Origin of the sequence: Pseudomonas sp. AAC, from assembly GCF_000725445.1 — a bacterium.
In the GTDB taxonomy this organism is placed as follows: Bacteria; Pseudomonadota; Gammaproteobacteria; order Pseudomonadales; family Pseudomonadaceae; genus Pseudomonas; species Pseudomonas citronellolis.
Genome location: NZ_KL647099.1, coordinates 33,570 through 48,287 on the forward strand (window position 1 = coordinate 33,570; position 14,718 = coordinate 48,287).

General features: G+C 62.8%; 19 protein-coding genes. 8 read left to right on the forward strand and 11 right to left on the reverse strand.

Annotated elements, in window-relative coordinates; translation table 11 throughout:
- Positions 1–10 precede the first annotated feature (10 nt).
- From FG99_RS32190 to FG99_RS21510, 7 genes are all read right to left on the reverse strand, one after another.
- On the reverse strand, positions 11–742 hold the full coding sequence (locus tag FG99_RS32190) for a hypothetical protein (RefSeq protein ID WP_156060092.1): 732 nt from the start codon (positions 740–742) through the stop codon (positions 11–13).
- Between the two features lie 119 nt (positions 743–861).
- Positions 862–1,254: a hypothetical protein gene (locus FG99_RS31545; protein WP_218187152.1), complete on the reverse strand. Its 393-nt coding sequence runs from the start codon at positions 1,252–1,254 to the stop codon at positions 862–864.
- Positions 1,255–1,307: 53 nt separating this feature from the next.
- Entirely contained in the window at positions 1,308–1,544 is a 237-nt protein-coding gene (locus tag FG99_RS21495; protein WP_156060093.1) for a helix-turn-helix domain-containing protein, read from the reverse strand.
- An 87-nt stretch (positions 1,545–1,631) separates the two neighbouring features.
- Positions 1,632–1,925 carry a hypothetical protein gene (locus FG99_RS21500; RefSeq protein ID WP_043272282.1) on the reverse strand — a complete coding sequence of 98 codons (294 nt, stop codon included), beginning with the start codon at positions 1,923–1,925 and terminating at the stop codon, positions 1,632–1,634.
- Complete coding sequence (locus tag FG99_RS21505) at positions 1,922–2,191, reverse strand: hypothetical protein (protein WP_043272283.1); 270 nt, start codon at positions 2,189–2,191, stop codon at positions 1,922–1,924. Before FG99_RS21505 ends, FG99_RS21500 begins: the two co-directional genes overlap by 4 nt.
- Complete coding sequence (locus FG99_RS32935; protein ID WP_256204891.1) at positions 2,188–2,316, reverse strand: hypothetical protein; 129 nt, start codon at positions 2,314–2,316, stop codon at positions 2,188–2,190. Before FG99_RS32935 ends, FG99_RS21505 begins: the two co-directional genes overlap by 4 nt.
- Positions 2,313–2,513 carry a helix-turn-helix domain-containing protein gene (locus FG99_RS21510; RefSeq protein ID WP_043272284.1) on the reverse strand — a complete coding sequence of 67 codons (201 nt, stop codon included), beginning with the start codon at positions 2,511–2,513 and terminating at the stop codon, positions 2,313–2,315. The genes FG99_RS32935 and FG99_RS21510 overlap by 4 nt, the downstream gene beginning before the upstream one ends.
- Between FG99_RS21510 and FG99_RS32195 the strand changes: the two genes are divergently transcribed.
- Complete coding sequence (locus FG99_RS32195; protein ID WP_156060094.1) at positions 2,512–3,207, forward strand: hypothetical protein; 696 nt, start codon at positions 2,512–2,514, stop codon at positions 3,205–3,207. The two genes, FG99_RS21510 and FG99_RS32195, sit on opposite strands and share 2 nt — an antisense overlap.
- Here the strand turns inward: FG99_RS32195 and FG99_RS21515 are convergent.
- Entirely contained in the window at positions 3,204–4,418 is a 1,215-nt protein-coding gene (locus FG99_RS21515; RefSeq protein ID WP_043272285.1) for a site-specific integrase, read from the reverse strand. The genes FG99_RS32195 and FG99_RS21515 overlap by 4 nt on opposite strands.
- A 318-nt stretch (positions 4,419–4,736) precedes the next feature.
- Between FG99_RS21515 and FG99_RS21520 the strand changes: the two genes are divergently transcribed.
- The 4 genes from FG99_RS21520 to FG99_RS21540 all read left to right on the forward strand — a co-directional run bounded on the left by FG99_RS21520 (position 4,737) and on the right by FG99_RS21540 (position 6,939).
- Positions 4,737–5,810 carry a diguanylate cyclase gene (locus FG99_RS21520; RefSeq protein ID WP_043272286.1) on the forward strand — a complete coding sequence of 358 codons (1,074 nt, stop codon included), beginning with the start codon at positions 4,737–4,739 and terminating at the stop codon, positions 5,808–5,810.
- A 246-nt stretch (positions 5,811–6,056) separates the two neighbouring features.
- A complete protein-coding gene (locus FG99_RS21530) occupies positions 6,057–6,308 on the forward strand; it encodes a type II toxin-antitoxin system HicA family toxin (RefSeq protein ID WP_043272288.1) in 252 nt (83 codons plus the stop codon).
- Complete coding sequence (locus FG99_RS21535) at positions 6,305–6,646, forward strand: type II toxin-antitoxin system HicB family antitoxin (RefSeq protein ID WP_043272289.1); 342 nt, start codon at positions 6,305–6,307, stop codon at positions 6,644–6,646. The genes FG99_RS21530 and FG99_RS21535 overlap by 4 nt, the downstream gene beginning before the upstream one ends.
- 65 nt (positions 6,647–6,711) lie before the next feature.
- Entirely contained in the window at positions 6,712–6,939 is a 228-nt protein-coding gene (locus FG99_RS21540) for a DUF433 domain-containing protein (protein WP_043272290.1), read from the forward strand.
- A gap of 188 nt (positions 6,940–7,127) precedes the next feature.
- Here FG99_RS21540 and FG99_RS21545 read toward each other — a convergent pair whose 3' ends face one another.
- The 3 genes from FG99_RS21545 to nadC all read right to left on the reverse strand — a co-directional run bounded on the left by FG99_RS21545 (position 7,128) and on the right by nadC (position 9,718).
- Entirely contained in the window at positions 7,128–8,324 is a 1,197-nt protein-coding gene (locus tag FG99_RS21545; protein WP_043272291.1) for a type II toxin-antitoxin system HipA family toxin, read from the reverse strand.
- Positions 8,324–8,575 carry a helix-turn-helix transcriptional regulator gene (locus FG99_RS21550; protein WP_043272292.1) on the reverse strand — a complete coding sequence of 84 codons (252 nt, stop codon included), beginning with the start codon at positions 8,573–8,575 and terminating at the stop codon, positions 8,324–8,326. The genes FG99_RS21545 and FG99_RS21550 overlap by 1 nt, the downstream gene beginning before the upstream one ends.
- 294 nt (positions 8,576–8,869) lie before the next feature.
- Positions 8,870–9,718 carry a carboxylating nicotinate-nucleotide diphosphorylase gene (gene nadC / locus FG99_RS21555; protein ID WP_043272293.1) on the reverse strand — a complete coding sequence of 283 codons (849 nt, stop codon included), beginning with the start codon at positions 9,716–9,718 and terminating at the stop codon, positions 8,870–8,872.
- Between the two features lie 270 nt (positions 9,719–9,988).
- Here nadC and FG99_RS21560 point away from each other — a divergent pair, with 270 nt between their 5' ends.
- The 3 genes from FG99_RS21560 to ampE all read left to right on the forward strand — a co-directional run bounded on the left by FG99_RS21560 (position 9,989) and on the right by ampE (position 14,529).
- Positions 9,989–12,271, forward strand: coding sequence for a DUF1631 domain-containing protein (locus FG99_RS21560; RefSeq protein ID WP_043272294.1), 2,283 nt, complete (start codon positions 9,989–9,991; stop codon positions 12,269–12,271).
- 861 nt (positions 12,272–13,132) lie between these two features.
- On the forward strand, positions 13,133–13,693 hold the full coding sequence (gene ampD / locus FG99_RS21565) for a 1,6-anhydro-N-acetylmuramyl-L-alanine amidase AmpD (RefSeq protein WP_043272295.1): 561 nt from the start codon (positions 13,133–13,135) through the stop codon (positions 13,691–13,693).
- Complete coding sequence (gene ampE, locus FG99_RS21570) at positions 13,690–14,529, forward strand: regulatory signaling modulator protein AmpE (protein WP_009617658.1); 840 nt, start codon at positions 13,690–13,692, stop codon at positions 14,527–14,529. The genes ampD and ampE overlap by 4 nt, the downstream gene beginning before the upstream one ends.
- The last annotated feature ends 189 nt before the right edge of the window (positions 14,530–14,718 follow it).

A 14,718-nucleotide genomic window follows, 5' to 3' on the forward strand; every position in this document is an offset into this window, starting at 1 on the left:
CCATGCCGTTTCAGAGCCTTAACTCATCCGACGAACGGTATTTGAATCGAGCATTGAGCGGATCGAGATACCCGGAATCCCGGGGATTTAAATACCTCGAATCAGAGGGATTTAAAGGTGAGGTGGGGTCACTTTTGACGCCGGATTTTCCGGTATCAGCCATCGTCACCAGGCGTACACGTTTCGTTCTGGAAGGAACTGGGCTCGCTTCCCTTTCAAAAGGAAGCGAGGGCAAGGCGCGCTGGCGGCGGCGTTGTGGAGCGGTTTTCTCTCCTGAATGAGGATCAAGCTTACTTCCTCTAAAGCCGGGATTCCGACCTTTAGGAAAAGGTGAGGATCTGCACACTTTCCAATCCGGGGCGGAAACCCGGAAGAAACCCAGCCGGTTAGCACTGGGTTCCAAGTTCCGTTTGAAACGGCAGTTCGGAAGGGTAGCATTTGAAATGCGGATCTTTGGAACGACTGGCGGCCGGTTGGCCTGCTTCGCCCCACTGTGGCGAAAACGCCTCACTGAGACCAAATCGCCACACTGGGCCGCTCCCTGTGGACGCTTCACCGCCCGCGTTTCAAACGCCACCAGTGGGCTAACACCAGATCTGGCGTTTGCTAACTCTTCCAGCCAGCAGAATTGGCACCCAAATTTGCGCACCGCGGGGGCCGCGCGCACTTCTGAGCCCTCTTTGGAGCTGTAGAAGAGGTCAGAGAAGAATCGGTAGGAGGTGGTTAAGTAGGAGTGGTTCATTTTTGATACCTGTGGCATCAGAAAACAGCCTCCACAGGTACTAAAAATGATACCTGTGGAGGCTAAATAAGGCAGCAATGGTTCATTTTTGATACCTGTGGGTTGGCCATAGGTATCGTTTATGAACCGGTAGAAATCGAAATTCGGCGTCCTTCCCAATCGTTCGTGGGAGCCCGGTTATTCCAACAGGGCATCCAGGTAAGGCGCCAGGTTCTCGTCTTCGATTGCGTCCTGCTGCAGAACAAGCTGTCGTCCACCAGCACGATGAATCCCGCTTCCTCCAGTTCCTTGAAAGTCCTCAGTGCCACGACACGAGAGCAAGGGATTTCCTCCTCTGCCTGACGCACGCCGAACCCAACCGGGCCGGAGGGAGTCCAGTGGCGTTGCAGAAGGGTGAGCAGCACTTTCGCTTGTGCGGTGAGAGCGAGATATTCAGGCGACGACAGCAGGCGGCGCTGGATCGCTACAACGCCGCCGCGCTTATCAAAAGGAAGATGACTCTTCTTAGCCATTCGTCGGCTCGCGGGCAGGAACCAGCGGGCCGAAGCCCGCCGGTCGATCACGACTAGGACGCTTCACGCAACAGGACATACTGGGCTACCCGGTGGGGCGGACGCCCAGGGTCAGTAGCCTGATAGGTCCAGTGCGTGATGATCTCGTGCCCTTTGTTGCGCAGGCGGCGGATCGTGTTCGGCGGGTGAACGATGTCCAGGTCGTTGGCCGCTTCCAGGGTGGTGATGGGGCCTTTACGCAGCGCCTCCATCATTTTGCGGTCTTGCTCAGTGGACGAGTGTGATGCCATAGTCTCAACCTCACTTGGTGCCAACCAATGTGTACTGCCCGGGCGGAGTTGCAGCTCCGCTTTGGGCACTCTTCTCTCCCTTCTTCATCACTGCGCGCTCTCCTTTGCACGCCCTTCAATCGTCGCCGTCGCGGCCGTTTCGGACTGTTCCGAGTGCTGCAGGAACTCGCTGAATCGCTCTCCACATTCCTGCAGACTCTGACCGGCAACGGTGAGTGCTGCGAGCAGGCCGCCAAGGTCGTAGTCGCTGAGATAACCCTCCCGATCGCGATCAGATTTCCGGCACTGGTCCTCAAGGATCAGTTTGCTGATCACGTCAACGGCGTAGCCGGCTTCGCTCATAAGCCTTGCGGACTCATGGCCCAAGGGATGGATGTTCATTCCGCACCACCTTGCGCTTGCATGGAGGCGAGCTCCTTCTCCATTTTGGAGGCGCAACGCTCCGAGTAGTGGGTGAGGTCGTAGGCCAGGTAGCAGATCAGGCTGGCCAGCTCTTTGGCGCGCTCTGCCCGGATCTCAGGGCTGGCCTTACCACCGACCAGTGCGTCGCAAATGGACGTGCCCAAGGCATTCAGCCAGCGGGCTTGTTCAGTGCAATAACGGGCGTGCTCGATGCCGTCGTCGGCGATGCTTTCCACGGTGTTCATTGGATTACCTCCACCCGGGTGGCACCCAGGATGCGAAGGGTTGCGAGGTCTGCCAGGCGGGTGGACGCCGGCAGGGTGAGCTGGCCGAGAACAGCGCCAGCGTGGTCGAAGAGGCGAATGGTCAACGTGCGTTCTCCTTCGCCATGCGGTTCAGCCAGGCCTCCAGCTCCTTGATGAGGATCAGCCGGCGCTTGCCTGCCTTGAAGCTCAGCAGGTCGCCGCGGGCGATTGCTTCGTATACGGCGGAACGAGTAGTGCCAGAGGCGCGCGCAGCGTCTTCCGGGCCTACGGCGAGCGGTGGGATGGGTGCTGCTTGGGTCATGGGTAGCTCCTTTCTGGCGCGAGATTTTCGCCAGGCACAGCTAGGCTATTGGCAGTACATTTCTGTGTCAATACGGTTTCGTGTCATTGCATCCGACTTGCTTGTCATGACGCGTTTTGCGATGCTCTGTGACTTCGGAGAGGGGAAAGTGATGGCAAAACGAAAACGCTCACAGACGATCTCGCTAAGAATTCATCCTTTTGTAAGGTCTGGTTTGGAGCTTCTGGCGGGGGTCGAGCAGAAATCACTTACTGGAGTGATTGAGGATAGGCTTTTGAGCAGCCTTAAAGAGGCAAAGATTCCTCGGCCGGCTTTTTTAAATGACAATGTAGAGCTTGGGCCAGAGATAAGTCTTTTTAGGTTTCTTCAGCTTGTTTGGCATGAAGACGAAGCAATATTCAAGACAAGATTGCATATTATGCTTCCCGAGGCTCTTGACGAAGTTAGTGCATTAGCAACTAGCACGGTTTTTCATAATCTTGATCTGTTTGAAGGGGGTGATGATCTTTTCGATGGTTGCGCTATTGTTCTTGACTCTCCTGCTATACCAAAATTGAATGTTGATAAGCTAAATGATATGTGGGTTCCTTTGCTTAGGTATGCTCAGTTTCTTATCAAGAACAGGGGCATAAAGCTGGATTTCCAGCAGTACATAACTGCGATTGATGACACGCCAGTGGATGGATATGATTAGATGAGTTCAACTGCCGTCGCCTTACTGTCCGGCGCCAGATGGGCATAGCGCAGTGTCATCGCAATATCCGAGTGCCCCAGTAATTCCCGCACGGTGTTCAGGGGCACGCCAGCCATAACCAACTTCGACGCAAACGTGTGGCGCAGATCGTGCCAGCGGAAGCCCGTGACCTTGGCGAGTTTCAATAGCCCCTCCCAAGACTTCTTTACGTTATCCAGGCGCTCGCCTTTCTTTCCAGGGAATACAAAGCCGACTTCCTTGGGATATTGTTTCCGCCAGCCCTTCAGGGTCTCCAGGGCCTCCTTGTTCAGCGGGATATGCCGCGTCTGGCCAGACTTCGCACCTTCGCCCTCGACAGTGACCAGCTTATTGGTCAGGTCAATATCGGCCCAAGTCAGGTTGAATACTTCGCCACGGCGCATCCCGGTATTGAGCGAGAGAAGCACCAAGGGCTTGAGGTGATCGACGAATAGCACTTCTCGCAGGTTTGCCAGTAGCTCTTTCTTGCGCTCGGTGCGCCACTGGTTCGCGCTATCACGGTCGGTTCTGATCGACTCTTGGCGGTCGTCCATAGCTTGGCGCAGGCGCTTTTCCTCATCGGGTAGGAGGTAGCGAACGCGGCTGGCCCGGTCGGTCTTGATCTGTTTCAGGCGTGCCATCGGGTGGTCATCGAGGAATCCCCATTCCACAGCCCGGGACAGGGCGCCACGCAGCGAAGCCATCTTGCGGTTAGCAGTGCTGTCGGTATTACCCCCGGCCTGCCAGGTAATGCGCAGCGTCTCAAGATCGCGCTGGGTGATCTCGGTCAGGCGCTTGTTCATGATCTCGGCGAAGCCCACGTTGATCAGGTTCAGCGTCTTGCTGGCGCTCTTCAGGTGGGTGTCCATCCACGGCGAATAGTGGTCGTCGATGAAGTCGCGCAGAGTGGGGGTGGCGGAGTTCTTTCGGCCCAGGGCGACGGCCAGGGGCTCGCCGTGTTCGCGAGCTTCGGCCAGATCCTGCAGTGCCTCCTTGCGGGCTTGGTCCAGCGTCAGTACGCCTACGCGGCCCAAGGTGCGCTTTTTCCCCCTGGCCCACCTCAGCACGTAGGCTTTGTGTCCATTCGCTGTGACGCGCACAAACAGGCCTACCACGGTGGTATCGTGAACCTCATAGGTGGCGCCGGTCGTCTGCAGGGAGTTCAGCAGGCTCTGAGTCAGCTTAGCTTTCATGGCTTCCCGTGGGTGCGTGGTGGGTGCAAAACCCACTATACGGACCATCTTAATCGGACTCAATGAGACGCTAAGCTGCTGATTTTGTTGGCAACTACCTGAGGCGATTGGGGCTTAAATCGCTTTCGTAATGAGAAGGTCGGGGGTTCGATTCCTCTTACCGGCACCATCTCTGGCAAAGGCCCCGCTTCGGCGGGGCTTTTTGCTTTCCGGCTCCGAAGCCGCCGTACTTGCCGCTCGGACGCTATCGAACTGCCACCATTGCCAGACTATACTCCCGCTGCCCAGGGAAGCTTTCGGTGAGGAAGGGAGCGGTCTGTGAAGCAGTCGAGTGAGTCCGCCAGGTTCAGCCGTTCCTATGCCCAGCGCGTGCTTTTGCCGCGCGCGGTGGGTTTGGCCGTGGGGTTCTTCTGTGTCGCCGGCGTGCTCTGGGGGAAGGGGCATTCGCCTTGGCTGTGGGGGCTGCTGTTGTGGTTCTGCTATCTGTGGCCGCTGATGGCCTACCAGATCACTTCGCGTTCGTCGCGGCCCAAGGAGCTGGAGCGGCGTTTCGTGCTCTTCGATTCGCTGATGGGCGGATTCTGGATCGCCACCATCCAGTTCAACGTGCTGCCCTCGGTGATGATGCTTTCCATGCTGGCGATGAACAACACCGCGGCGGGCGGGGCGCGGTTCGTGGTCCAGGGGTTCGTGCTGCAGGCGCTCGGCATGTTGCTGTCCGGCCTGGTGCTGGGCTTCGGTTTCTCGCCTGACACCTCCCAGGCTGAGCTGTATGCCTGCATTCCCATGCTGGTCATCCACCCCATGACCATCGGCCTTGTGCTCTATCGCCTGGCCATCCAGCTGTCGCGGCACAAGAAGGCGCTGCGCGACCTGAGCCGCACCGACAGCCTGACCCAACTGTTCAACCGCGGCTACTGGAAGGAGCGCCTGCAGCAGGCCTTCGAGCATTGCCGGCAGGCGCAGCAGCCCGCTTCGCTGGCGTTGATCGACGTCGACCACTTCAAGATCACCAACGACCGCCATGGGCACGTGATCGGCGACCTGGTGTTGCGTCGGCTCAGCGAGTTCATGCGCAGTCACCTGCGCGCCGAGGACCTGGCCGGGCGCTATGGTGGCGATGAGTTCTGCGTGCTGTTGCCGGGGCTGCAGCCGGAGGCGGCGCGGGAGGTTCTGGCGCGACTGTCCCGCGAGCTGGCCGGGGAGGACTGGGAGCGGGTGCCGGAATTGCGTGTCAGCCTCAGCATCGGCATCGCCGGCTTCGATCCGGCCATGCCCGACGCCACCGAGTGGCTGCGTCGGGCCGACCAGGCGCTGTACGAGGCCAAGGGGCAGGGGCGCGATCGCATTGTCCTGGCTTCCGAGCTGGACGCCGCGGCGCGCCGGGCCTAGCCGAAGGTCCTGGCGAAAGGCTCGGCGCTGTGCTGGATGGCGGCCACCACCTGGGGCGCCTGCTCGCAGAGCCCGGGGTGGCTCGCCAGCACCTTTTCCACCGCTTGCAATTGAGCGCGTATGACTTCGGCCGGCCGGGCCACATCACAGGCCCTGGCAAGGTCCAGGGCAAGCAAGTCTATGGGGTAGAGGACCGTTGACGATCAAATGGCATGCAACTATTTTTAGTTGCATGAAAGGGGCTCCATGTCCAAGAACGAGAAACTGCTGGCCAAGCTACTCAACGAAAGCACCAGCTTTACCTGGCAGGAGCTTGTGACACTACTGCGTTGGTTGGGCTACAGGCAGTTGGAGGGCAGCGGGAGCCGGGTCAAGTTCGACAACGGCGACCCGCAGGCGTTGATCAACCTTCACAAGCCGCACCCGTGCAACGAGCTGAAAGCCTATGTCCGGCGCCAGATCATCGAGCACCTCAAGGCGGGGGAACTGATTCCGTGAACAACCTGCTGCAATACCGGGGCTATTACGGCTCCATCGAAGCCAGCACCGAGGACAACTGCCTGTTCGGCAAGCTGCTCTTCATCCGCGCGCTGGTCAACTACGAAGGCGAGACGGTGGCCGAACTGCAGGCCGCTTTCCGCGAGGCGGTGGACGACTACCTGGCCACATGCCAGGCGCAGAGGCAGGAGCCGGAAGTGCCTTGCAAGGGATCGTTCAACGTGCGGGTCGGCCATGACTTGCATCTGGCAGCGAGCCTGGCAGCCAACCGGCAGCACATGAGCCTGAACGACCTCACCCGGCAGGCGCTGAGCGAGTATTTGCAGCACCACGGCTGAGGCGTAAACGAAGCGGATTCGGATGGCTCCCGGATCATCGAACGAACATAAGTCGAGACAGAGCCATGGCGGATGAATCGAGGATTACCCTGGAGCCCGGCAGGCGTGGCGGGAAGCCCTGTGTGCGTGGGCTGCGGATAACCGTGGAGGATGTCCTGAGCTGGCTGGCCGCCGGAATGAGCCAGGAAGAAATCATCGCTGACTACCCGGAGCTCGAGCGTGAAGACATTCTCGCTTGCCTGGCCTTCGCGGCGGCCCGCATGAAACATTCGGCCAGGATCGAGGCGGCATGAAGCTGCTGCTGGACGAGAATCTTTCCCGGCGCATGTTGCCCTTTCTGAAGAAGGGCAGCAGTTCGAACCAGGCGATCGCCCAAATTCGACAGAGCAATTGAAAAAGAGCCTGGAAGACGAGCGTATCGGCCTGGTGGAGCTGATCTGACCTGCTGCGCCGTTACAGGCTCAACCGCCGCGCGCCGGGCCTAGCCGAAGGTCCTGGCGAAGGGTTCGGCGCTGTGCCGGATGGCGGCCACCACCTGGGGTGCCTGTTCGCAGAGCCCGGGGTGGCTCGCCAGCACCTTTTCCACCGCTTGCAATTGAGCGCGTATGACTTCGGCCGGCCGGGCCACATCACATACCCTGGCAAGGTCCAGAAGCCCTTGCCGCGACGCGAACAGCGACTTGTTGCCGGCAAGGTCCAGGGCAAGCACGTCCTCTGGGATATAGGCGGTGGTATTGACGATGTCATAGGCCGGCGCCAGCCGCGCGTCGGCTTGTGTCGGATCCGAATAGAGCAGGCCGAAATTCTTCAGGTGCGCGTCGCCATTGCCGACGATGCAGCTCAGGGACACGATGCCGAAAAGCTGTTCCAGGGAGGCCGGCACATGCTCGGGAGGACAGAACAGCCGGATGGCCTTGGCAATGGCCGCATAGCTCTTGCTGTACTTCTGTTGCGCCGAGAGCCCCATCAGGGCCGCCATGTCCTCGAAGCCGATGGGGTCGAGTTGCTCGTCCCTGTCGAAACGTCTCATGACGAACAGCCTGGCGTTGTCTGACAGGTAGAACTCCGGAACGGGAATGCCGCATGCCTTTGCCATGGACATGCAGAGGAATTCATTGATCGCCAGCCCCGGGAATTCCGCACGGCCGCTCTTGACGATCAGGTCGGAGGTTTTCGAGGTGAACCGCTGCGGTAGCGAATCCCGGTGTTCCGGAACCAGCACCTTGGGCTGTACGCCCGATATGCCGGCCCGCAGGATGTAGCGGTCCACCAGTTCGGCAAAGATATCGTCCGTGCCATCCCAGGCCAGGATTTCCTCCAGCTTCTCACCTGGAAACTGCCTGCGTTGCAGCAGCGCATCGACCTCTTGCGAACTCACCAGGACCCGTCCGATAGGCGCACTGCTGCCAGACAGGGCCAGCAACAGCATCGGGTCCACGTTCACCACCTTGGCCAGGCGGTTGCGCAGTTGTTCCAGGACATAGCCCTCGGGCAGGTTCATCTGGAAAATCGGGTGCAACTCGCGATGGCGATACTCTTCCAGGCGCACGGGCATGAGCAGGCTGACCGCGGCGCGCGCGTCCGTCCCTTCCTGATAGCGGAACAGGTAGTCATTCGCGCTACTGAAGAGCCTTCCGCTCGGACCTTCTGGCGTCGAAACCTTCAGCGTCGCCGGCATCAGTCGAACACTCCCTGGATTTCCTCCAGCGTAGGCCTCGCTGCCGGCACGAGCGCGAACTCGCAGTCCAGCGCGCCGAGGATGCGGGCGTAGGCCATCATGGCGACCGACAGGCTGCCTTTCTCGGCGGCGATGATCTTTTGTCGGGTGAGCCCGGCCATGGAGGCAAGCGCGGCCTGGGTCAGCCCGCGATTCTGGCGCCTTTGTCGAATCTGCTCACCCAGGCGGGTCGAGATGAGGGAATAGTCCATGTTCTGAATACGTGACAAGTCATGTGTTATGTAACGTATACGGAACCTGCTGGAAAGGCAAAGTCCTGGGTCGCCGACGCCGCCCCACCCGCACCATTCCCTTGTAGGAGCGCGCCCTGCGCGCGAATCGCGGGCAGGGCCCGCTCCTACAGATAGCCGGGAAGCACGGTATTCCTCCCCCGTAGGATCTTGTCCGCGATGACCGGGAATATCGGCGCGATTCGCGGATGAGATCCTACGCTGCCCCACCCACGCCATTCCCTTCTGGTGGATCTGATCTGACCCGCCGCGCCGTTACAGACTCAACCGCATCGACAGGTCCAGCGCCTTGACGTCCTTGGTCAGGGTGCCGATGGAGATGTAGTCCACGCCGGTTTCGGCGATGCCGCGCAGGGTGCTTTCGTCGATCCCGCCGGAGGCTTCCAGCTTGGCGCGGCCGGCGGTCACCCGCACGGCGGTGCGCATGTCTTCCAGGCTCAGTTCGTCGAGCATGATGATGTCGGCGCTGGCGGCCAGGGCCTGGTTCAGTTCGTCCAGGTCTTCCACCTCGATTTCCACCGGCTTGCCGGGGGCAATGCGCCGGGCCTCGGCGATGGCCTGGGCGATGCCGCCGCAGGCGGCGATGTGGTTTTCCTTGATCAGGAAGGCGTCGTACAGGCCGATGCGGTGGTTGTGGCAGCCGCCGCAGGTGATCGCGTACTTCTGCGCCAGGCGCAGGCCGGGCAGGGTCTTGCGAGTGTCCAGCAGCTTGACGCCGGTGCCTTCCACCAGGTCGGCGTAGTGGCGCGCGCGGGTGGCGGTGCCGGACAGCAGCTGGAGGAAGTTCAGCGCGCTGCGCTCGCCGCTGAGCAGCGCGCGGGCCGGGCCCTGCAGGCTGAACAGCGTCTGGTCGGCGCTGACTCGCTCGCCGTCGCGCACCTGCCATTGCACCTGCACGCGCGGGTCGATCTGCCGGAATACCTCGTCGACCCAGGCGCTGCCGGCGACGGTGGCGTCTTCGCGGGTGATGACGCGGGCCTGGGCCTCGCGCTCGGCGGGGATCAGTTGCGCGGTGATGTCGCCGCTGCCGATGTCTTCGGCCAGGGCGGCGCGGACGTTGGCCTGGATTTCCCCGGAAAGGTCGGCAAGGGTGAGGTTCGGCATGGCGGACTCCTGATTCGCGGTGGCGGGATTATACGGGGCGCGGCGGCCGCCGTGTGCATCCGCGGTGGGCGGTCGGGAGTCGGACGAACGGTGGCTGTTCTTGTGTGAATTTCATCAAGAATGCCTTCTAAGGGTCTTGGTTGTCATAGGCGCTTCTCTATAATGACTAAGAATATTCTTATTTTGGCGTCAGACGATTGACATTCCGAACGACGCTTACCCGATTGGTGTCATCGGGCCTTTGGTAGGCCCGGCGGCAGGAGACTAGCGATGCAGAACGACGCGAACGTAGTGCCGCTGAACAAGGCGGCCCAGGGCCAGTCGCCGACTGCTATCCCCGGGCGTTTGCCCGCGGCGCTGGTCAACGTCCGCGACAAGGCTTCGGTGCAGCTGCGCCAGGCGCTGCAGGTGTTGTTCGACAATGCCGACGACACCCTCTTCGAGATGGCCGACCGCGCCACCAGCAACGCCGAGCAGAGCGCCTTCTTCGAGGCCATGCGCGACCTGCGCCTGAAGCGCAAGGGCATCGAGCGCGGCTTCGTGCAGAAGTTCTTCGAGGGCTTCGCCAACCTCAACCAGTACCAGATCGGCAAGGCGCCGCAGCTGGACGCCGTCTCCTTCGACAACCTGTCGCTGGTGCAGAACGACGAACTGGAAGAGACCGTGGCGATGGATGCCATGGTCGGCAAGGTGCTCAGCCGCGACGGCCTGGCCCTGGGCCACCTGACCACGCGCCTGAACACCCTGGTCAGCAACAAGGTCGAGGACAAGACCAACCCGCTCGGCCCGCGCCCGCTGTGCGAGGCCTTTCTCGAGGCCTGCCAGGGCCTGGGCGTGGAGATCAAGGTCAAGCTGATCGTCCTCAAACTGTTCGAGAAGTACGTGCTTGCCGAGCTCGAGCAACTGTATGCCGAGGCCAACGAGATTCTCGTCGCCCATGGCGTGCTGCCGGAGCTGAAGTCCGCCCCCGTGCGCCGCCCGCCGCGTCCTGCCGCCGAGGCCCCGGCCAGCGCCGGCTACGCCGGTGCCGCCGCCCAGGCCGCCGCTTCCGGCGCCTACCTGGATGCCGAGAGCCAGGAAGCCTTCGGCGCGCTGCAGGAGCTGATGTCCCAGGTCCGCGGCAGCCTGGCCGCGCGCCGCCAGGTGCCCGCCGACGCGGTGCCGATTTCCAGCAACGACCTGATGCGCCTGCTCTCGCACCTGCAGGACCACCTGCCGGCCCAGGGCATGGACGAGGTGGACGTGCGCCACCACCTGGACCACCTGCTCACCCGCGTCAGCCACAAGAGCGGGCGCTCGCGGGTGGTGGGGCAGGTCGACGAGGACGTGATCAACCTGGTGTCCATGCTCTTCGAGTTCATCCTCGACGACCGCAACCTGCCGGATTCGCTCAAGGCCCTGATCGGCCGCATGCAGATCCCCATGCTCAAGGTCGCGGTGCTGGACAAGACCTTCTTCAGCCGCGGCAACCACCCCGCCCGGCGCCTGCTCAACGAGATCGCCTCGGCGGCGCTCGGCTGGGCGGAGCAGACTGACCTGCAGCGCGACAGCCTGTACCAGAAGATCGAGCAGGTGGTGATGCGCCTGCTGAACGACTTCGTCGACGACACGGCGATCTTCGGCGTGCTGCTGGAAGATTTCATCGCCTTCACCGGCGACGAGCGTCGCCGCAGCGAACTGCTCGAACAACGCACCCGCGACGCCGAGGAAGGTCGAGCCCGCGCCGACGCGGCCCGGCGCGAGGTGGCGCAGGTGCTCAACCAGCGGCTGTTTGGTCGCACCCTGCCCGAAGTGGTGGTGCGCCTGCTGCGCGAGGCCTGGAGCAAGGTGCTGCTGCTGACCTGCCTGAAGCACGGCAGCGATTCGCAACCCTGGCGCGACGCCGTGGCGACCATGGACGACCTGATCTGGAGCGTCGAGCCCCACGAAGACCCGGAGTCCCGCACGCGCCTGCTGGAAATGGTGCCGCAACTGCTCAAGTCGCTACGCGAGGGCCTGACCAGCGCGGCCTTCGATCCGTTCTCCACCGGCGAGTTCTTCAGCCGCCTGGAGAGCCTGCACGTGCAGGCCTTCCAGCGCTTCAAGCAGGCGCAGGAAGCGGCGGCCGACGACGACCTGCTCGATGGCATTCCGCTGCTCGACGACGCTGTCGAGACGCCTGCGGCCCAGACCAGCGGCCAGCCGGAGATGGTCGCCGTGGTGGAGGAAATCGTCCTGGCGACGCCCGGCGAGGAGCGCGCGCCTGAGCCGGAAGAACTGCTGGCGGACGACGACGAGTCGCTGCGCAAGGTTGACGAGTTGCGCGTCGGCAGTTGGGTGGAAATCCTCGAGGATTCCGAGCACAAGCTGCGTTGCAAGCTGGCCGCGGTGATCAAGCCGACCGGCCGCTATATCTTCGTCAACCGCACCGGCATGAAGGTGCTGGAAAAGACCCGCATGGGCCTGGCCGTGGAATTCCGCCGCAACGCCGTGCGGCTGCTGGATGACGCGCTGCTGTTCGACCGGGCGTTGGAGTCGGTGATCGGCAACCTGCGGCGGTTGAAGAACGGCTGAGTCGGCTTCCCTGGAAATATGTAGGAGCGCGCCTTGCGCGCGAATCGCGGGCAGGGCCCGCTCCTACAGGGGATGCCGGGCTGCGGCGTATAACCGCGAACGGTTGTACGCCCTACGACTTGGGATCGAGCGAGCAGGCCTGCGGCCCCCTCACCCTAACCCTCTCCCGGAGGGAGAGGGGACCGTTCGGCAGACGCTGGTGTTCCTGAGTCAGCCGGCTGGCACGGCGGCTACCGGCTGAGGCCAGGCCTTCTCTCGGCACGGACAAGCCCCCTCTCCCTCTGGGAGAGGGGACCGTTCGGCAGACGCTGGTGTTCCTGAGTCAGCCGGCTGGCACGGCGGTTACCGGCTGAGGCCAGGCCTTCTCTCGGCACGGACAAGCCCCCTCTCCCCCTGGGAGAGGGCTGGGGTGAGGGTGATGGACTTCGACGACGCTCCGGAGCACGGCCGAGCTCCGCTCCCTCACCCTAACCCTCTCCCGGAGGGAGAGGGGACTGTACGGCAGACGCTGGTGTTCCTGAGTCAGCCGGCTAGCACGGTGACTACCGGCTGAGACCAGGCCTTCTCTCGGCACGGACAAGCCCCCTCTCCCTCTGGGAGAGGGCTGGGGTGAGGGAGCGGAGTCAACCCAACGCACCAGCGCCCCCGGGAAACGCCATTCGCAAGCAAGCTAGCGGATGGAGCCCAGCAGCACCCTCGTAGGATGGCGTTGAGCGAAGCGATACCCATCACCACGACCGCATGGGTTTCGCAAGTCAACCCATCCTACGAAGAGCGCGGCAAGACTGTCGCTCCCGCACCGCAGCGGCCGTTCTCTTCCGCCGCAAGCTGCTTTAGAGTGGGCCCAATCAAGGAGCCCCTATGCAGTTCGATCCCCGCAGCGGCTGGTGCCAGGGCGTCAGCCACTGTCCTTCGCCCAATTTCAATGCCCGCCCGGAGGGGGAGGTGGTCTCCCTGTTGGTGATCCACAACATCAGCCTGCCGCCGGGGCAGTTCGGGACCGGCAAGGTGCAGTGCTTCTTCCAGAACCGCCTGGATGCCGACGAGCACCCCTATTTCGCCGACATCGCGCAGATGACGGTGTCCGCGCACTTCCTCATCGAGCGCGATGGCAGCGTGTTCCAGTTCGTCTCCTGCAACGACCGCGCCTGGCATGCCGGCGTGTCGCGCTTCGACGGCCGGGAGAACTGCAACGACTTCTCCATCGGCATCGAGCTGGAAGGCACTGACGATGAGCCCTACAGCGATGCGCAATATGCCGCCCTGGCGGAGCTGGGCCGGCAGCTGCTGCGGGCCTACCCGGCCATCACCCCTGGGCGCATCCAGGGCCACAGCGACATCGCCCCGGGGCGCAAGACCGACCCCGGCCCGGCTTTCGACTGGCAGCGTTTCCTCGCCGCCCTCTGCAAGGAGTCGACATGAGTTTCCTGGTACTGCTGCTGGCCCTGCTGGTAGAGAAATTCTCCGGCTGGCGCGCGCGCCTGCAGAGGGATGGCGCCTGGCTCGCCTGGCTGGGCCTGGTGCAGGGGCTGCCGGGCGTGGCGGCGCGGCCCTGGCTGGCGCTGCTGGTGGCCCTGCTCGGGCCCTTGCTGGTGCTGGCGTTGGTCCTGACCTTGCTGCAACCGCTGGCCTACGGCCTGCTGGCGCTGCCGGTGCACCTGCTGGTGCTGATCTGGAGCCTGGGCCGCGGCGACGTGCACCAGGCCATGGGGCCGTTCCGCGACGCCTGGCGCCGCGAGGACCTGCAGGGCGCCTACCACGTCGCCGAGCGCGACCTGGGCGTGCAGGCCGATTCCGATGCCGAGCTGTTCGCCCAGGTCCAGGGCATGCTGGTGTGGCAGGCCTTCCAGGGCTTCTTCGCGGTGATCTTCTGGTACGCCCTGCTGGGCCCGGCGGCGGCCCTGGCCTATCGCCTGCTGTCGCTGACCGAGGTGCACCTGGGCCGGGGCTCGGGCCTGGGCGAGCGGGCCGCGCTGCTGCGCCACGCCTTCGACTGGCTGCCGGCGCGGGCCCTGGCGCTGAGCTTTGCCTTCGTCGGCAACTTCGTCGCCGTGGCCCGGGTGCTGCTGCACCACCTGCTGGCCTGGGACTACCCGGCGGCGCGCCTGCTGGCCCAGGCCGCCTGCGTCGGCGAGGACCTGTGCGACGCCACTCCCGGCCCGGCCGGGGTGGCCAGCCTGGATGCGCTCTGGCAGCTGCTGGTGCGCACGGCGGTGCTCTGGTACGCGGCCTTTGCCCTGTGCGCGATTTTCCTCTGAGTACCGCACGTCGCCACTGATGGCGTTTTAACCTTAAGTTACAGAACGTCCCGCCGATATCGGGTACACAGGAGCCTGCGCCAAGCGCGGGCTCATAGCCCGCCTCGGCCATCCCACACAAGAACAACAACGGGAACAGGAGACGTCTTACGTGAAGACCGTGCTCTATCCAGCTATCGCACTGATGAA

Excerpts from the sequence above, each read along its gene's own strand:
- FG99_RS21530 (WP_043272288.1), top strand. The coding sequence starts at position 6,057 with ATGTCCAAGAACGAGAAACTGCTGGCCAAGCTACTCAACGAAAGCACC.
- FG99_RS32195 (WP_156060094.1), top strand. The coding sequence starts at position 2,512 with ATGGGTAGCTCCTTTCTGGCGCGAGATTTTCGCCAGGCACAGCTAGGC.
- FG99_RS21505 (WP_043272283.1), bottom strand. The coding sequence starts at position 2,191 with ATGAACACCGTGGAAAGCATCGCCGACGACGGCATCGAGCACGCCCGT.
- ampD (WP_043272295.1), top strand. The coding sequence starts at position 13,133 with ATGCAGTTCGATCCCCGCAGCGGCTGGTGCCAGGGCGTCAGCCACTGT.
- FG99_RS21500 (WP_043272282.1), bottom strand. The coding sequence starts at position 1,925 with ATGAACATCCATCCCTTGGGCCATGAGTCCGCAAGGCTTATGAGCGAA.
- FG99_RS21515 (WP_043272285.1), bottom strand. The coding sequence starts at position 4,418 with ATGAAAGCTAAGCTGACTCAGAGCCTGCTGAACTCCCTGCAGACGACC.
- FG99_RS21540 (WP_043272290.1), top strand. The coding sequence starts at position 6,712 with ATGGCGGATGAATCGAGGATTACCCTGGAGCCCGGCAGGCGTGGCGGG.
- FG99_RS21510 (WP_043272284.1), bottom strand. The coding sequence starts at position 2,513 with ATGACCCAAGCAGCACCCATCCCACCGCTCGCCGTAGGCCCGGAAGAC.
- FG99_RS32190 (WP_156060092.1), bottom strand. The coding sequence starts at position 742 with ATGAACCACTCCTACTTAACCACCTCCTACCGATTCTTCTCTGACCTC.
- FG99_RS21560 (WP_043272294.1), top strand. The coding sequence starts at position 9,989 with ATGCAGAACGACGCGAACGTAGTGCCGCTGAACAAGGCGGCCCAGGGC.
- ampE (WP_009617658.1), top strand. The coding sequence starts at position 13,690 with ATGAGTTTCCTGGTACTGCTGCTGGCCCTGCTGGTAGAGAAATTCTCC.
- FG99_RS21545 (WP_043272291.1), bottom strand. The coding sequence starts at position 8,324 with ATGCCGGCGACGCTGAAGGTTTCGACGCCAGAAGGTCCGAGCGGAAGG.
- FG99_RS21550 (WP_043272292.1), bottom strand. The coding sequence starts at position 8,575 with ATGGACTATTCCCTCATCTCGACCCGCCTGGGTGAGCAGATTCGACAA.
- FG99_RS21495 (WP_156060093.1), bottom strand. The coding sequence starts at position 1,544 with ATGGCATCACACTCGTCCACTGAGCAAGACCGCAAAATGATGGAGGCG.
- nadC (WP_043272293.1), bottom strand. The coding sequence starts at position 9,718 with ATGCCGAACCTCACCCTTGCCGACCTTTCCGGGGAAATCCAGGCCAAC.
- FG99_RS31545 (WP_218187152.1), bottom strand. The coding sequence starts at position 1,254 with ATGGCTAAGAAGAGTCATCTTCCTTTTGATAAGCGCGGCGGCGTTGTA.